Below are 14,201 nucleotides of genomic sequence, written 5' to 3' on the forward strand. Positions count from 1 at the left end.
GCATCGGTGGCGACCGGTCTCAGCGTTGCAGGCGCTTGATGGTGTCCTGCAGTGCGCGATGGTCGGGGTTGGCGGCCAGCGCTTCGTCCCAGATGCGTTGCGCCTCGGCCTGGCGGTCCAGGCTCCACAAGACCTCGCCCAGATGGGCGGCGATCTCGGGGTCGGCGCGGATGGCGTAGGCGCGTTCCAGATGGGTCAGCGCGTCGGTCGGGGCGCCGCGACGGAAGCGCACCCAGCCCATGCTGTCGAGGATGAAGGGATCGTCGGGCATGAGTTCGAGCGCGCGCTCGATCAGGATCTCGGCCTCGTCCAGGCGCAGGCCGCGGTCGGCGAGCGAGTAGCCGAGGGCGTTGTAGGCGTGGGCGTGCTCCGGGTCGAGCGCGATCAGCTTGCGCAGCCGCCCCTCCATGACCTCCAGGCGGTCGAGCTGTTCGGCGATCATCGCCGATTCGTACAGCAGGTCGGGGTCGTCCGGCGCGGCGCGCAAGGCCTGGTCGAGCAAGTCGAAGGCGGTGGCGCTCAGCTTGGCGTCGCGCAGCAGTTGCGCCTCGGCCAGCAGCAGGCGCTTGCGCGTCGGTTCGTCGGCTTCGGGCGCATCGAGCTGCTTGCGGGCTTCATCCAGGCGGTCGTGGCGGGCAAGCAGCTGGGCGGCCCGCACGCGTGCCTGCAGTGCGTGCTCCTCGCCGCTTACCTCGCGGTAGTGGGCCAGCGCGCCGTCCACGTCGTCGCGCCGCTCGGCGATCTGCGCGAGGTTCAGGCGAATGGCGTCGGCTTCCGGATGGCCTGCGGCAAGCGCCTTGCCGAACAGGCGTTCGGCTTCGTCCAGGTCGTCCAGCTGGGCCGAGAGCAGGGCCACCGCGTAGGTCAGGTCACGGTCGTCGGGGGCGCTGGCGAGCAGCGTGCGGAACTCCGCGCGTGCCGGCTCGAACTGCTGCAGGGTGACCAACAGCCGGGCATAGGTCAGGCGGGCGTTGCGGTTGTCCGGGTGTTGCTGCAGGTAGTCGCGGATCAGGTCCAAGGCCTCGTCCCCGCCCCCGGCCTGCTGCAAGAGCTGGGTCTTGAGCAGGATGGCCGGCTCCCAGTCCGCGTCCAGTTCCAGCGCGCCGTCGATGGCGGCGAGCGCTTCGTCCGGGTCCTGGGCGATTGCGGCGGCCTGGGCTCGCGCGTAGTGCGCCTCGCGGTAGTCGAGATAGGGCTCGGTGAGCCGCTCGACGATGCGCAAGGCCATCGACTTGTCGTTCAGGCGAGCCAGCGCGCGGTTCAGGCCCATCAGGTTCTGGGGCAGCTGGTCCGGTGTTTCGGCGAGGATGCGGGCGAAGTGCATCTGCATGTTGTCCAGCCCGTCGCCGCTGCTGGCGAGCATGCCGGCGAGCAGGCGGCGCGCTTCCTCGGACTCGGGGTCGGCCAGCGACCAGATGCGGGCGGCCTCGGCCGCTGCCTCGAAGTTGCGCGCATAGAGCGCGATCTCCGCCGCACGGCGTGCAATGCGCGGGTCCGCGGTGCGCCGGGCCAGCTCGAGGTAGGCCTGGACCGACAGCCCCAACTCGCCGCGGGCGCCGGCGATCTCGGCCAGCAGGAACTGGTACAGCGTTTCGGCGGTGAGGGCTTGTGCCGGCAAGCGCGCTGCCGGGCTGTCGCCGGCCTCGTCCGTCAGCTGGGCCCGGGCGGACAGGGGGAGCGCCAGCGACAGGGTCAGGCCGAGGCAGGAAGCGATGCGGGCAAGCTTGCGGGATGATGGGGCGGTCATGGGTGCGGTCCGGCAGGACTCCGAAGATTGGGGCTGGCGCCGTGCAGGCGGGTCGTTGCGCTGTGGGTCGTCCAAAGGCCCCGCATCGCCCCGTTTGATGCATGAACTAGAATTCCGTTCGCCCGATGTTAACCAGTAGGAGAGGGCGCGTCGAGAGCGGGCCGGCGGCAGTTGCCTCGCCGTCCGGCGCTCCCCGCGCGAGATCGGAATGCCAGAACTGCCCGAAGTCGAAACCACCTGCCGGGGAATCCGCCCGCATGTCGAGGCGCGCACGCTGAGCGCGCTGATCGTCCGCAATCCACGGCTGCGCCTGCCCGTGCCCGAGGAACTGGCGCAGCTGCTGGCCGGGCAGGTGCTTCGGCGCGTGGAGCGGCGGGCGAAGTACCTGCTGCTCGGTTTCGATGCCGGCAGCGTGATCGTCCACCTGGGCATGTCGGGCAGCCTGCGGGTGGTCGAGGCCAGCCTGCCGGCGGGCAAGCACGACCACGTGGACCTGGTCTTCGGCGACACCGCGCTGCGCCTGCGCGACCCGCGGCGCTTCGGGCTGCTCGTGTGGCAGCCGGGGCCGGCCGCGGAGCATCCGCTCCTCGCGCACCTGGGGCCGGAGCCGCTGGGCGAGGGCTTCGACGGCGCCTGGCTGTTTCGCGCGACGCGCGGCCTGCGTCAGCCGATCAAGCACGTGCTGATGGATGCACGAAAGGTGGTCGGCGTGGGCAATATCTACGCCTCCGAGAGCCTGTTCCGCGCGCGCATCCACCCGCTGGAGCCGGCGGGCGCCCTCGGCCGCCAGCGCTGCCAGCGCCTGGTGCAGACGGTCAGGGAAACCTTGCGGGATGCGATTGCCGCGGGGGGCAGCACGCTGCGCGATTTCGTCGGTGGGGATGGGCAGCCGGGCTACTTCCAGCAGCAGTATTTCGTGTATGGGCGCGAGGGCGAGCCCTGCCGGGTGTGTGGTAGCGCCATCCGGCGCTTCGTCAGCGCCCAGCGCTCGACCTGGTTCTGCGCGCGCTGCCAGGTACTGCGCAAGCCGGCCTGAAACGCCTTCCGCATGGCGTGTGCGGACGTTCGGCGCTATGCTGTCGGAGTGTTAAATTCTTCACGTTCCGCACTGACGGAATGCCTGGAGCGTACTCATGACCCTGGTCGATCAGTTTTCCGCATACGGGCGCTGGCGCGCCGACGTGGCCGAGGTCGTCGGCCGCCTGCGTAGTTGGCTGTCCGACAACGACGTCGGCGATGCGCAGGGCGACATGCGCCTGCAGTACGTGCTCGATCGCCTGCGCGACGACAAGCTGACCGTGGCCTTCGTGGCCGAGTTCTCGCGCGGCAAGTCCGAGCTGATCAACGCGGTGTTCTTCGCCGACTACGGCAGCCGCATCCTGCCCTCCAGCGCCGGGCGCACGACGATGTGCCCGACCGAGCTCAAGTGGAGTGCGGGCGACCGCCCGGAGATCCGCCTGCTGCCGATCGCCACCCGGGCCTCGCAGGCGAGCGTGAGCGAACTCAAGCGCTTCCCCGACGAGTGGGAGGTCGCAGCGCTGCCGGCGGAGTCCGCCGCCGGGCTGCAGCAGGCGCTGGCTCGCGTGGGCGAGACGGCGCGTGTGGACCAGGACACCGCGCGCAGCTACGGCTTCCGGGTCGATCCCGCCGGCGAGGAGGGACTGAAACCGGGCGCCGATGGGCTGGTGGAGATTCCCAGCTGGCGCCACGCGGTGATCCAGTTTCCTCATCCGCTGCTCGAACAGGGCCTGGTGGTGCTGGACACCCCGGGCCTGAACGCGATCGGCGCCGAGCCCGAGCTCACCCTGTCCCTGCTGCCCAATGCGCATGCGGTGCTGTTCATCCTCGCGGCGGATACCGGGGTCACGCAGAGCGACCTCGCGGTGTGGCGCGAGTACGTGCACGCCGGGCAGGGGCGGCAGAAGGGCCGGCTGGTGGTGCTCAACAAGATCGACGGGCTGTGGGACGGCCTGCGCGAGGACGAACAGATCGACGCGGAGATCGACCGCCAGGTGGCCTCGGTGGCCGACACCCTGGAGGTGAATCGCGCCTGCGTCTTCCCCGTCTCCGCACAGAAGGGCCTGGTCGGGCGGATCAATCACGATGCCGCGCTGCTCGAACGCAGCCGGCTGCCCGTCCTGGAGCGCGCGCTGACCGAGGACCTGCTGCCGACCAAGCAGGAGATCGTGCGCGACAGCACCCTGGGCGAAACCGAAGACCTCGTGGCGCAGGCCACCGCGCTGCTGGAGGCGCGGCTTGCCGGCCTGCGCGAGCAGCTGCAGGAGCTCACCGACCTGCGCGGCAAGAACCAGAGCGTCATCGAGTACATGATGCGCAAGATCCGCGCGGAGAAGGACGAGTTCGAGCAGGGCCTGCAGAAGTACTACGCGGTGCGCTCGGTGTTCACCAGCCTGACCAACAACCTGCTGGCGCACCTCGGCCTGGATGCCTTGCGCAACGAAACCCGCCGTACCCGCGAGGCCATGCTCGAGTCGACCTTCTCCAAGGGGCTGAAGGAGGCGATGGAAGGTTTCTTCGCCCGCCTGCGCGACAACTTCAAGCTGTCGAACGACGAGATCGCCGAAATCACCACCATGCTGGAGGCGATGTACAAGCGCTTCTCGGTGGAGCACGGGCTCAAGCTCGCCCCGCCGGAAGCCTTCTCCACGCTGCGCTACGAGCGCGAGCTCGACCGGCTGGAAAAGGCCTTCAACCGCCAGATCAACAACACCCTGGTGCTGGTGACCACCGAGAAGCACGCGCTCACCCAGAAGTTCTTCGAGACCGTGGCGATGCAGGCACGGCGTACCTTCGAGCTGGCCAATCGCGACGTGGAGCAGTGGCTGCGGGCGGTGATGTCGCCGCTGGAGACCCAGGTGCGCGAGTATCAGCTCCAGCTCAAGCGCCGGCTGGAGAGCGTCAAGCGCATCCACCAGGCCACCGACACGCTGGAAGACCGGGTCGAGGAACTCAAGCAGGCCGAGGCGCAACTGCTGCGCCAGATCGACGAACTGGCGGCGCTGGCCGACGGCATCCGCCGTGCGCTCGACCTGCCCGGGGGCGAAAGCCGCCCGGTGGCCGGCGAGCGCGTCGAGCGGGCGGCCTGATCGGGCCGTAAACGGCAAAAAGGGGCGGACCCGCGGGTCCGCCCCTTTTCTTTCCGGCCCGGCTGCTTACTTGTTGCCGGTCAGGCGCACGAACTTCTCCATGAGTTGCTCGCGCGTTTCCTGGTGGTTCGGGTCGAGCGGGATACAGTCGACCGGGCAGACCTGCTGGCACTGCGGTTCGTCGAAGTGACCGACGCACTCGGTGCACTTGTCGGGGTCGATTTCATAGATCTCGTCCCCCTGGTAGATCGCGCCGTTGGGGCACTCGGGTTCGCACACGTCACAGTTGATGCACTCGTCGGTGATCATCAGGGCCATTTGTCACTACCTCTCTATTGCTCAGGGTTCAATTTCCGGCGCAGCCGTTCGTTGACGACCGGCTGCACAAACTTGCCAACATCGCCCCCCAACCTGGCGATTTCGCGCACCATGGTGGCGGAGATGAACATGTACTCGTCGGCCGGAGTGAGAAAAACCGTCTCGACGTCCGGGTAGAGCTTGCGGTTCATGCCCGCCATCTGGAATTCGTATTCGAAGTCCGACACCGCCCGCAGGCCCCGCAGGATGAGCCGGGCGTCCTGCGAGTGGAGGAAATTCATCAGCAGCCCGTCGAAACCGATCACGGTGACGTTGGGGAAGGGCGCCAGCACCTCGCGGGCCAGTTCCACCCTCTCCTCCATGCTGAAGATCGGCGACTTGCCCGCGCTCTTGGCCACGCCGACGATCACCTGGTCGAACAGCATCGCGGCCCGGCGCACGATGTCCTCATGACCGCGGGTCATGGGATCGAAGGTGCCCGGATACACCACCTTGCCGTGTCTCAAACTGGATTTCCTCGCATCAGATGAAAATGCACCTGTCCGGCGCGCCCCTGCTTGACGGTGCTCCAGCCAGCCAGGCCCGCGAGCGGTGTCTCGGCTTCCGCATAGAGCCAGCCGTCCGGCTGCAGCACTCGGTCGAGCAAGGGTTCGATCCGTTCGAGCCAGCCCTGCTTGTAGGGCGGATCGAGAAACACGACATCGAACCTGCGTGACGTTGACTGCAGGAATTTTACCGCATCGCCGCGAAGCAACTCTACTTGCGCTGCCTGCAGGGTCTTTTGCGCCTGCCGCAGGGCAGCGAAAGCGCGCGGATCCTGCTCGACCAGGGTCACGCTGCGCGCCCCGCGCGAGGCGGCCTCGAAGCCGAGGATGCCGCTGCCGGCGAACAGGTCGAGGCAGTCGAGGCCATCCAGTTCCTGCCCCAGCCAGTTGAACAGGGTCTCGCGCACCCGGTCCGGCGTGGGGCGCAGTCCGGTGACGTGGGCGACCTCGATGAGCCGCGAGCGCCACTGCCCGCCGACGATGCGTACCCGGCTCACTCCGCGGTTCCGCCGGTCGACGTGCCATCCCGGTCGCCGCTGCCGCCGGCGATCACCGTGACCAGATGCTCCGGGCGCACCCGGCGGGCGAAGGCGTCGCGTACCGCTTCGGCGGTGACTGCCGCGACATGCTGCGGATAGGTGTCGAGCCAGTCGAGCGGCAGCTCGTAGAAGCCGATCATGGCCACGTAGTCGAGGATCTTGCGGTTGGAGTCCAGGCGCAGGCCGAAGCCGTTGATGATGTTGTCGCGCGCGGCCTGCAGTTCTTCCGCGGTGGGGCCGGCGGCGATGAACCCGGCCAGCGTCTGCTCGACCACCGCGAGCGCATCGGCCACCTGGGCGCCGCGGGTCTGCAGGCCGATCTGGAAGGGGCCGGCCACGCGCTGCGGCGCGAAGTAGCTGTACACGCTGTAGGCGTAGCCGCGCTTCTCGCGCACTTCGCGGGTCAGGCGCGACACGAAGCCGCCGCCGCCGAGCACGTAGTTGCCCACCAGCAGCGGATAGTAGTCGGGGTCCTGGCGCGCCATGCCGGGCAGGCCGATCAGCAGGTGGGCCTGGGCGGAGGGGTGGTCGACGCGGATGCTGCGGCGCTCGGGCTGGGCGGGCGCCGGGAGCGGCGCGGCCGGTTCGCCGGCGGGCAGGCCGGCGGTCAGCCGCTCGGCCATGGCGGCCGCTTCCGCACGCGAAACGTCGCCGACGATGGCCACCGAGGCGCGCTGCGCGACGTAGTGCTGGCGATGGAAACGCAGCAGATCCTCGCGGGCGATGGCGGTGAGCGAAGCTTCCGTGGTGATGCGCCCGTAAGGGTGGTCGCCGAACACCGCCGACGAGAAGCTGCGTGCGGCCAGGCTGGAGGGCTGGGTCAGCGCCTCGCGCAGCGCGGCGATGCCGCGTGCGCGTTCGCGTTCGAGCACTTCCTGGGGGAAGGCCGGGCTGGCCAGCAGTTCGGCCGCCAGCGCCACGGCGGCGTCGCGCTCGGCGGGGGACGACAGGGTGCGTACCGACAGGCTGGCGCGGTCATCGTCGGTGCCACCGCCGATCTGTGCGCCGATGTCGGCCGTACGGTCGGCAATCGCCTGTTCGTCCAGGCCGGCGGTGCCGGCGTCGAGCAGGCTGCGGGTCAGGGCTGCGAGCCCGGCCTTGTCGGCCGGGTCGTAGGCGCTGCCGGCCGCGAAGCTGACCTGCACGTCGACCATCGGCAGCGCGCGGCTTTCGACGAAGTACACGCGGGCGCCGGTGTCGGCGACCCAGTGCTGGATGTCGGGTCCGGCCTTGGCCGGAGCCATGGCGATCAGGGACAGGGAGGCGGCGAGGCCTTGGAGGATGCGGAGGCTGCGAGGCTGCATGGCGGTCATCAGTGTCTCGTTCCGGTCAGGGCGGGGCGGCGGCGTTCGGCGAGCGGCAGGGGGTCCAGCCTGGCGGTGGTGAGCGTCATGTCGACGAACACCTCCCGGGCGACAGCCTGCACCTCCTCGGCGGTCACGCTGCGCAGGCCTTGGAGCAGCGCGGCTTCGTCGCGCCAGGACAGGCCGGCGCTTTCCAGGAAGCCGATCTCCATGGCCTGGCCCATCAGCGAGTCGCGCTTGTATACCTCGGCGGCCACGGCCTGCGCCTTGACGCGGCGCAACTCGTCCTCGCTGACCCCTTCGCGGGCGATGCGGGCGATCTCGTCGCGCAACGCCGCTTCCAGGTCGGCCTTGCTGTGGCCGGGCGCGGGCGCTCCGTCCAGATAGAACAGCGCCGGTCCGCGTCCGGCACCGTCGTAGCCGGCGCTGGCGGAGACCGCCAGGCGCTCGTCGCGCACCAGGCGGCGTGGCAGGCGGGCGCCGTCATAGCCGGAGAGGATGGCGGCGAGCACGTCCAGCGCGTAAGCGTTGCGGTCCGCCGCGGGGTCGCGCAGCGCCGGCGCGTGCCAGGCGAGCGCCACATAGGGCAGTTCGGCCGGCGCCTGCACCGTGGTCTCGCGCGGGCCGCGCGGCGCGGGCTCTCCGGCGATGCGGCGCGGCGGCAGTTCGCGTGCGGCGATCGGGCCGTAGTGGCGGCGCGCCAGTTCGAAGACCTCGCGGTGGTCGACGTCGCCCACCACCACCAGCCAGGCGTTGTTGGGCGCATACCAGTTGCGGTACCAGGCGCGGGCGTCGTCCGCGCTCATGGTCTCGAGGTCGGTCATCCAGCCGATCACCGGGCGACGGTAGGGATGGGCCTGCAGCGCGGTGGCCATCAGTTGTTCGTAGACCAGCGCGCGCGGGCGGTCGTCGGTGCGCAGCCGGCGCTCTTCCTTGACGACTTCGAGCTCGCGGGCAAACTCGTCGTCGGTGATCACCAGGTTGACCATGCGGTCGGCCTCCAGCGCCATCACCGTGCCCAGGTGTGCGGGCGGCACCTGCTGGAAGTAGGCGGTGTAGTCGCGGCTGGTGAAGGCATTGTCGCGTCCGCCGAGCGCGGCCACGCGCTTGTTGAACTCGCCGGGGCCGACCTCGCGGGTGCCCTTGAACATCATGTGCTCGAGCACGTGGGCTACCCCGGAGACGCCCTGCGGTTCGTCCATGGAGCCGACGTCGTACCACACCATGTGCACCACCGAAGGGGCGCGCCGGTCTTCCTTGACGATGACCTTGAGGCCGTTGTCCAGCGTGGTCTCGAAGGGGTTGGCGGCCGCCGGTGCGGCGCCCAGGGTGGTCATGGCCAGCGCGCCGAGCAGTCCGGCGATGGAGAGAGGCTTGCGAAGCATGGGGATGTCCTGCATCTGATAGAATTCGCGACGGTTTCGGCTGCCCTTGCGGGGTGCCGGATTCGGCCTGGCGCCGCATGATAGCCTCATCCGGGCGCATGCGTGAGCGGGGCCACGAACGCCCATCTGACCCGAGAGCCCATGTTTGGTTTCCTGAAGAAGTCCGGCAAGCCCGAGGCCGGCGACGCGCCGGCCGACACGCAGGCGCCGGTCGAAGCGGCTGCACCCGCAGCGTCGCGCCCGTCGTGGGCCGAGCGCCTCAAGGCCGGCCTGTCGCGTACCCGCCAGCAACTGGGTGGCGGCCTGTCCAGCCTGTTCGGCCGCCGCAAGATCGACGAAGACCTGCTCGAAGAGCTGGAAACGACCTTGCTGATGGCCGACTGCGGCGTGGATGCCACCACCCACCTGCTCGACGAGCTGCGCCGGCGCTGGAAGCGCGACAAGCTGGAAACCGCCGACCAGCTGCAGCAGGCGCTGGCCGAAGCCCTGCAGGAGATCGTCGCCCCGCTCGAGGCGCCGCTGCAGGTCGAGGGGCACAGCCCCTTCATCATCATGATTGCGGGCGTCAATGGCGCCGGCAAGACCACTTCGATCGGCAAGCTGGCCAAGTATTTCCAGGCCCAGGGCAAGAGCGTGCTGCTGGCCGCAGGCGACACCTTCCGCGCCGCGGCACGCGAGCAGCTGGTGACCTGGGGCGAGCGCAACAATGTCACCGTGATCGCGCAGGACGGCGGCGACGCCGCAGCGGTGATCTTCGATGCGATCAACGCCGCGCGCGCGCGCAAGATCGACGTGGTGCTGGCCGACACCGCCGGCCGCCTGCCCACCCAGTTGCACCTGATGGAAGAGATCGCCAAGGTGCGCCGGGTGATCGCCAAGGCCGACCCCTCCGGTCCGCACGAGGTGCTGCTGGTGCTGGACGCCAACATCGGCCAGAACGCGCTCGCCCAGGTCAAGGCCTTCGACGGCGCGATCGGCGTCACCGGCCTGGTGCTCACCAAGCTCGACGGCACCGCCAAGGGTGGCGTGGTCGCGGCCATCGCCCGCCAGTGTCCCAAGCCGCTGCGTTTCATCGGCGTGGGCGAGGGCATCGACGACCTGCAGCCCTTCCGCGCCCGCGAGTTCGTCGATGCGCTGTTCGCGCCGGTCCCCGGTGCGCGGGACGACGCCGACGCATGATCGTCTTCGAGCAAGTCTCCAAGCGCTACGCGGGCGGCTACACCGCGCTCGCGGGGGTGAGCTTCGAGATCCGCCACGGAGAACTGATCGTGCTCTCCGGCCATTCGGGCGCGGGCAAGAGCACCCTGCTCAAGCTCATCCCGGTGATCGAGCGGCCCACCGCCGGCACGGTGCGCATCAACGGGCAGGACGTCTCGCGCATGCCGGCGCGCGCCATTCCCTACCTGCGCCGCAACCTCGGCCTGGTGCTGCAGGAGTCCCGCCTGCTGTACGACCGCAGCGTGTTCGACAACGTCATGCTGCCGCTGGTGATCACCGGCCACCCGCCGCGCGACGCGGCCAAGCGGGTGGCGGCGGCGCTGGAGCGCGTGGGGCTGGCCGGGCGCGAGCGCGAGATGCCGGCAGGGCTGTCGGGCGGTGAGCAGCAGCGCGTGGCGATTGCGCGCGCCATCGTGAACCGCCCGTCGATCCTGATCGCCGACGAACCCACCGCCCACCTCGACCCGGATTACGCGCACGAGATCGCCGAGCTGTTCCGCTCCTTCAACAGCGCCGGGGTCACCGTGGTGGTGTCCACCCACGACGCCACGCTGTTCGCCGCCAGTCGCCCGCGCCGGCTGGTGCTGCACAAGGGCCTGCTGGTGGAGGGCGCGGAATGATCAACTGGCTCTACCTGCACTGGCGCGCCTTCGCCCAGGCCTGCGGGCGCCTGGCCGCGCAGCCGCTGGGCACGCTGCTCTCCGCGCTGGTGGTGGGCATCGCCCTGTCGCTGCCGGCCGGCGGCTACCTGGTGCTGGACAACGTGGCCGGCCTGGCCCGCGGGGTCTCGGGGGCGCCGGAGATCAGCGTGTTCATGGCGCCGGAAGCCGGCAAGCCGGCCGTGGACGAGATCGACCGGCGGCTGAAGGCCGACAACCGCCTTGCGCGCTACCGCTTTGTGGCGCGCGACGAGGCCCTGGCGCAACTGGCCGAGAGCGGGCTGGGCGACGTGCTGGGCGGCCTGGAGGCCAATCCGCTGCCGCACGCCTTCGTGCTGGTGCCGGCCAGCGAGGACCCCGCGCTGTTCGATGCCCTGGCCGAGGACCTGCGCACCTGGCCCGAGGTCGCGCACGTGCAGCTCGATTCCGAGTGGGTCAAGCGGCTGCATGCGCTGCTGGGCCTGGGCAAGTCCGCGGTGCTGGTGCTGGCGGCGCTGCTCGGCGTGGCGCTGGTCATCGTCACCTTCAACACCATCCGCCTGCAGATCCTCACCCAGCGCGCGGAGATCGGCGTGAGCCGCCTTCTGGGCGCGACCGACCCCTTCATCAGGCGTCCGTTCTACTGGTTCGGCGGGCTGCAGGGCCTGCTGGGCGGACTGGTGGCGCTCGGCGCGGTGTGGGCGGTGGTGCTGGCGCTGCGCGCGCCGGTCGCCGGGCTGGCGCAGACCTATGGCGCCATCTTCCAGCTGTCCGGCCCCGGGCGGGTCGAAAGCCTGGCCATTCTCGGTTTTGCGGTCTTTCTCGGCTGGCTCGGCAGTGCCATCTCGGTACGGCGCCATCTGGCCGGGGATTGAAATCCGGTAGATCGCCCCCAGTTGATTGCGTCGATGCACCTATTGCTGCCTGATAGGTTGCGTCAATAATGACGATCTCAACAATCAATTAGAGCGATTCGTCATTGCTGCATAGAATTCGTCCCATCAAGTTTTTAACCGCAGCACCTGATCAACTTACCGGAGGATTGCAGATGTCCCTGATCAACACCCAGGTTCAACCGTTCAAGGCCCAGGCTTTCAAGAATGGCAAGTTCATCGAAGTGACCGACGCCGACCTGAAGGGCAAGTGGTCCGTGCTGATCTTCATGCCGGCCGCCTTCACCTTCAACTGCCCGACCGAGATCGAGGACGCCGCCGAGCACTACGCCGAGTTCCAGAAGGCCGGCGCCGAGGTGTACATCGTCACCACCGACACCCACTTCTCGCACAAGGTGTGGCACGAGACTTCCTCCGCGGTCGGCAAGGCCCAGTTCGCGCTGGTCGGCGACCCGACCCACCAGCTGACCCGCGCCTTCGACGTGCATATCGATGAAGAAGGCCTGGCCCTGCGCGGCACCTTCATCGTCAATCCGGACGGCGTGATCAAGACCATGGAAGTGCACGACAACGCCATCGCCCGCGACGTAACCGAGACCGTTCGCAAGCTGAAGGCCGCCCAGTACGTGGCCTCCCACCCGAACGAAGTCTGCCCGGCCAAGTGGAAGGAAGGCGAGAAGACCCTGGCCCCGTCGATCGACCTGGTCGGCAAGATCTGAGGTCTGGCTGCATCTGCCCGGGCCGCGCGGCCCGGGGCGCAAGTCCCGCAGCCGGCCTCGTGCCGGCTGTGTCGTATCAGGGCGACCGCAAGCGGCGGCGCCCATCTATTCAAGGAAACGAATCGTCATGCTCGACGCCAACATCAAGACTCAACTGAAAGCCTACCTGGAGCGGGTGACGCAGCCGATCGAGATCGTGGCGTCGCTCGACGACAGCCCCAAGTCGCAAGAAATGCTGGAACTGCTGCATGACGTGGTGGAGCAGTCCAAGCTGATCACCCTCATCGAACGCCGCGACGACGACGAGCGCAAGCCCTCGTTCACGGTCGGTCCGCGCGGCGAAGAGGGCCGTGTGCGCTTCGCCGGCCTGCCGATGGGGCATGAATTCACCTCGCTGATCCTCGCGCTGCTGCAGTCTGCCGGCTATCCGCCCAAGGTCGAGCCGGAGGTGATCGAGCAGATCAAGAACCTCGAAGGCGAGTTCAACTTCGAGACCTACATCTCGCTGTCCTGCCACAACTGCCCGGACGTGGTGCAGGCGCTGAACCTGATGGCCATCCTCAACCCCAAGGTCCGTCACACCATGGTCGACGGCGCGCTGTTCCAGCAGGAAGTGGAAGAGCGCCAGATCATGGCGGTGCCCACGGTGTATCTCAACGGCCAGGAGTTCGGCCAGGGGCGCATGGAGCTGGGCGAGATCCTCGCCAAGGTCGACACCGGCGCTGCGGCCCGCGACGCCAAGAAGCTGTCGGAGAAGTCCGCCTTCGACGTGCTGGTGGTCGGCGGCGGTCCGGCCGGTGCGGCGGCGGCGATCTATGCGGCGCGCAAGGGCATCCGCACCGGCGTGGTGGCCGAGCGTTTCGGCGGCCAGGTGATGGATACCATGGCGATCGAGAACTTCATCTCGGTGAAGTACACCGAGGGCCCGAAGCTGGTCGCCAGCCTGGAAGAGCACGTCAAGGAATATGAGGTCGACGTGATGAACCTGCAGCGCGTCTCCGCGCTGGTGCCGGGCGAGAACCTGCACGAAGTGCGACTGGAGAACGGCGCCGCGCTCAAGGCCAAGACCGTGATCGTCGCCACCGGCGCGCGCTGGCGCGAGATGAACGTGCCCGGCGAGAAGGAGTTCCGCGGCAAGGGCGTGGCCTACTGCCCGCATTGCGACGGTCCGCTGTTCAAGGGCAAGCGCGTGGCGGTGGTCGGTGGCGGCAACTCGGGCGTGGAGGCCGCGATCGACCTGGCCGGCGTGGTCGCGCATGTGACCCTGCTGGAGTTCGCCGATACCCTGCGTGCCGACGCGGTGCTGCAGAAGAAGCTCTACAGCCTGCCCAACGTCACGGTGATCAAGAGCGCCCAGACCACCGAAGTCACCGGCACCGACAAGGTCAACGGCCTAGTGTATAAGGATCGTGTTTCGGGCGAGATGCAGCGCATCGAGCTGGAAGGCATCTTCGTGCAGATCGGCCTGCTGCCGAACACCGATTTCCTCAAGGGCACGGTGGAACTGTCGCGCTTCGGCGAGATCGTCGTCGATGCCAAGGGGCAGACCAGTGTGCCTGGGGTGTTCGCGGCCGGCGATTGCACCACGGTGCCCTACAAGCAGATCATCATCGCCATGGGCGAAGGGGCCAAGGCCTCGCTGTCGGCCTTCGACCACCTGATCCGCAGCAGCGCACCGGTCGCCTGAGCCCGGTCCGCCGCCTGCGACACGCCCCGCCGCGCGCGGGGCTTTTGCATTTTGCGGACACTTGCGACCGCCCGGCCGGTCACAGCCTGCATCGTTTCTGG

At 68.8% G+C, this 14,201-nt stretch carries 13 protein-coding genes; 7 read left to right on the plus strand and 6 right to left on the minus strand.

Going from position 1 to position 14,201, the window contains the following annotated elements; all coding sequences use genetic code 11:
* Positions 1-19 precede the first annotated feature (19 nt).
* On the minus strand, positions 20-1,747 hold the full coding sequence (locus IAI53_RS16285) for a tetratricopeptide repeat protein (RefSeq protein WP_187719188.1): 1,728 nt from the start codon (positions 1,745-1,747) through the stop codon (positions 20-22).
* 208 nt (positions 1,748-1,955) lie between these two features.
* Here IAI53_RS16285 and mutM point away from each other — a divergent pair, with 208 nt between their 5' ends.
* Both mutM and IAI53_RS16295 read left to right on the plus strand, forming a co-directional pair.
* Entirely contained in the window at positions 1,956-2,783 is an 828-nt protein-coding gene (mutM, locus tag IAI53_RS16290) for a bifunctional DNA-formamidopyrimidine glycosylase/DNA-(apurinic or apyrimidinic site) lyase (RefSeq protein ID WP_187719189.1), read from the plus strand.
* A 97-nt stretch (positions 2,784-2,880) separates the two neighbouring features.
* Positions 2,881-4,854, plus strand: coding sequence for a dynamin family protein (locus IAI53_RS16295; RefSeq protein WP_187719190.1), 1,974 nt, complete (start codon positions 2,881-2,883; stop codon positions 4,852-4,854).
* Between the two features lie 66 nt (positions 4,855-4,920).
* On the opposite strand, the gene IAI53_RS16300 is transcribed toward IAI53_RS16295, so the two are convergent.
* Genes IAI53_RS16300 through IAI53_RS16320 form a run of 5 tightly spaced genes read right to left on the minus strand, consistent with a single transcriptional unit; the run spans position 4,921 to position 8,945 of the window.
* The gene (locus IAI53_RS16300) at positions 4,921-5,172 is read right to left on the minus strand and encodes a YfhL family 4Fe-4S dicluster ferredoxin (protein ID WP_187719191.1); all 252 of its coding nucleotides are present in this window, start codon (positions 5,170-5,172) and stop codon (positions 4,921-4,923) included.
* A gap of 14 nt (positions 5,173-5,186) precedes the next feature.
* Complete coding sequence (gene coaD / locus IAI53_RS16305; protein WP_187719192.1) at positions 5,187-5,678, minus strand: pantetheine-phosphate adenylyltransferase; 492 nt, start codon at positions 5,676-5,678, stop codon at positions 5,187-5,189.
* The gene (rsmD, locus tag IAI53_RS16310; protein ID WP_187719193.1) at positions 5,675-6,214 is read right to left on the minus strand and encodes a 16S rRNA (guanine(966)-N(2))-methyltransferase RsmD; all 540 of its coding nucleotides are present in this window, start codon (positions 6,212-6,214) and stop codon (positions 5,675-5,677) included. The genes coaD and rsmD overlap by 4 nt, the downstream gene beginning before the upstream one ends.
* Positions 6,211-7,569: a M16 family metallopeptidase gene (locus tag IAI53_RS16315; protein WP_432813927.1), complete on the minus strand. Its 1,359-nt coding sequence runs from the start codon at positions 7,567-7,569 to the stop codon at positions 6,211-6,213. Before IAI53_RS16315 ends, rsmD begins: the two co-directional genes overlap by 4 nt.
* Entirely contained in the window at positions 7,569-8,945 is a 1,377-nt protein-coding gene (locus IAI53_RS16320; protein WP_225433336.1) for a M16 family metallopeptidase, read from the minus strand. The genes IAI53_RS16315 and IAI53_RS16320 overlap by 1 nt, the downstream gene beginning before the upstream one ends.
* A 141-nt stretch (positions 8,946-9,086) precedes the next feature.
* Here IAI53_RS16320 and ftsY point away from each other — a divergent pair, with 141 nt between their 5' ends.
* The 5 genes from ftsY to ahpF all read left to right on the plus strand — a co-directional run bounded on the left by ftsY (position 9,087) and on the right by ahpF (position 14,100).
* Positions 9,087-10,124 carry a signal recognition particle-docking protein FtsY gene (gene ftsY / locus IAI53_RS16325; protein ID WP_187719195.1) on the plus strand — a complete coding sequence of 346 codons (1,038 nt, stop codon included), beginning with the start codon at positions 9,087-9,089 and terminating at the stop codon, positions 10,122-10,124.
* Entirely contained in the window at positions 10,121-10,783 is a 663-nt protein-coding gene (locus IAI53_RS16330) for a cell division ATP-binding protein FtsE (protein WP_187719196.1), read from the plus strand. The genes ftsY and IAI53_RS16330 overlap by 4 nt, the downstream gene beginning before the upstream one ends.
* The gene (gene ftsX / locus IAI53_RS16335; protein WP_187719197.1) at positions 10,780-11,676 is read left to right on the plus strand and encodes a permease-like cell division protein FtsX; all 897 of its coding nucleotides are present in this window, start codon (positions 10,780-10,782) and stop codon (positions 11,674-11,676) included. The genes IAI53_RS16330 and ftsX overlap by 4 nt, the downstream gene beginning before the upstream one ends.
* A gap of 173 nt (positions 11,677-11,849) precedes the next feature.
* The gene (gene ahpC, locus IAI53_RS16340; RefSeq protein WP_187719198.1) at positions 11,850-12,413 is read left to right on the plus strand and encodes an alkyl hydroperoxide reductase subunit C; all 564 of its coding nucleotides are present in this window, start codon (positions 11,850-11,852) and stop codon (positions 12,411-12,413) included.
* Between the two features lie 127 nt (positions 12,414-12,540).
* Positions 12,541-14,100 carry an alkyl hydroperoxide reductase subunit F gene (gene ahpF, locus IAI53_RS16345; protein WP_187719199.1) on the plus strand — a complete coding sequence of 520 codons (1,560 nt, stop codon included), beginning with the start codon at positions 12,541-12,543 and terminating at the stop codon, positions 14,098-14,100.
* Positions 14,101-14,201: the final 101 nt, after the last annotated feature.

It is taken from the genome of Thauera sedimentorum (assembly GCF_014489115.1).
Classification (GTDB): domain Bacteria; phylum Pseudomonadota; class Gammaproteobacteria; order Burkholderiales; family Rhodocyclaceae; genus Pseudothauera; species Pseudothauera sedimentorum.

Bases quoted from the DNA above. Each gene is read 5' to 3' on its own strand.
- IAI53_RS16285 (WP_187719188.1), bottom strand. From the start codon at position 1,747: ATGACCGCCCCATCATCCCGCAAGCTTGCCCGCATCGCTTCCTGCCTC.
- mutM (WP_187719189.1), top strand. From the start codon at position 1,956: ATGCCAGAACTGCCCGAAGTCGAAACCACCTGCCGGGGAATCCGCCCG.
- IAI53_RS16295 (WP_187719190.1), top strand. From the start codon at position 2,881: ATGACCCTGGTCGATCAGTTTTCCGCATACGGGCGCTGGCGCGCCGAC.
- IAI53_RS16300 (WP_187719191.1), bottom strand. From the start codon at position 5,172: ATGGCCCTGATGATCACCGACGAGTGCATCAACTGTGACGTGTGCGAA.
- IAI53_RS16315 (WP_432813927.1), bottom strand. From the start codon at position 7,569: ATGACCGCCATGCAGCCTCGCAGCCTCCGCATCCTCCAAGGCCTCGCC.
- IAI53_RS16320 (WP_225433336.1), bottom strand. From the start codon at position 8,945: ATGCTTCGCAAGCCTCTCTCCATCGCCGGACTGCTCGGCGCGCTGGCC.
- ftsY (WP_187719195.1), top strand. From the start codon at position 9,087: ATGTTTGGTTTCCTGAAGAAGTCCGGCAAGCCCGAGGCCGGCGACGCG.
- IAI53_RS16330 (WP_187719196.1), top strand. From the start codon at position 10,121: ATGATCGTCTTCGAGCAAGTCTCCAAGCGCTACGCGGGCGGCTACACC.
- ftsX (WP_187719197.1), top strand. From the start codon at position 10,780: ATGATCAACTGGCTCTACCTGCACTGGCGCGCCTTCGCCCAGGCCTGC.
- ahpC (WP_187719198.1), top strand. From the start codon at position 11,850: ATGTCCCTGATCAACACCCAGGTTCAACCGTTCAAGGCCCAGGCTTTC.
- ahpF (WP_187719199.1), top strand. From the start codon at position 12,541: ATGCTCGACGCCAACATCAAGACTCAACTGAAAGCCTACCTGGAGCGG.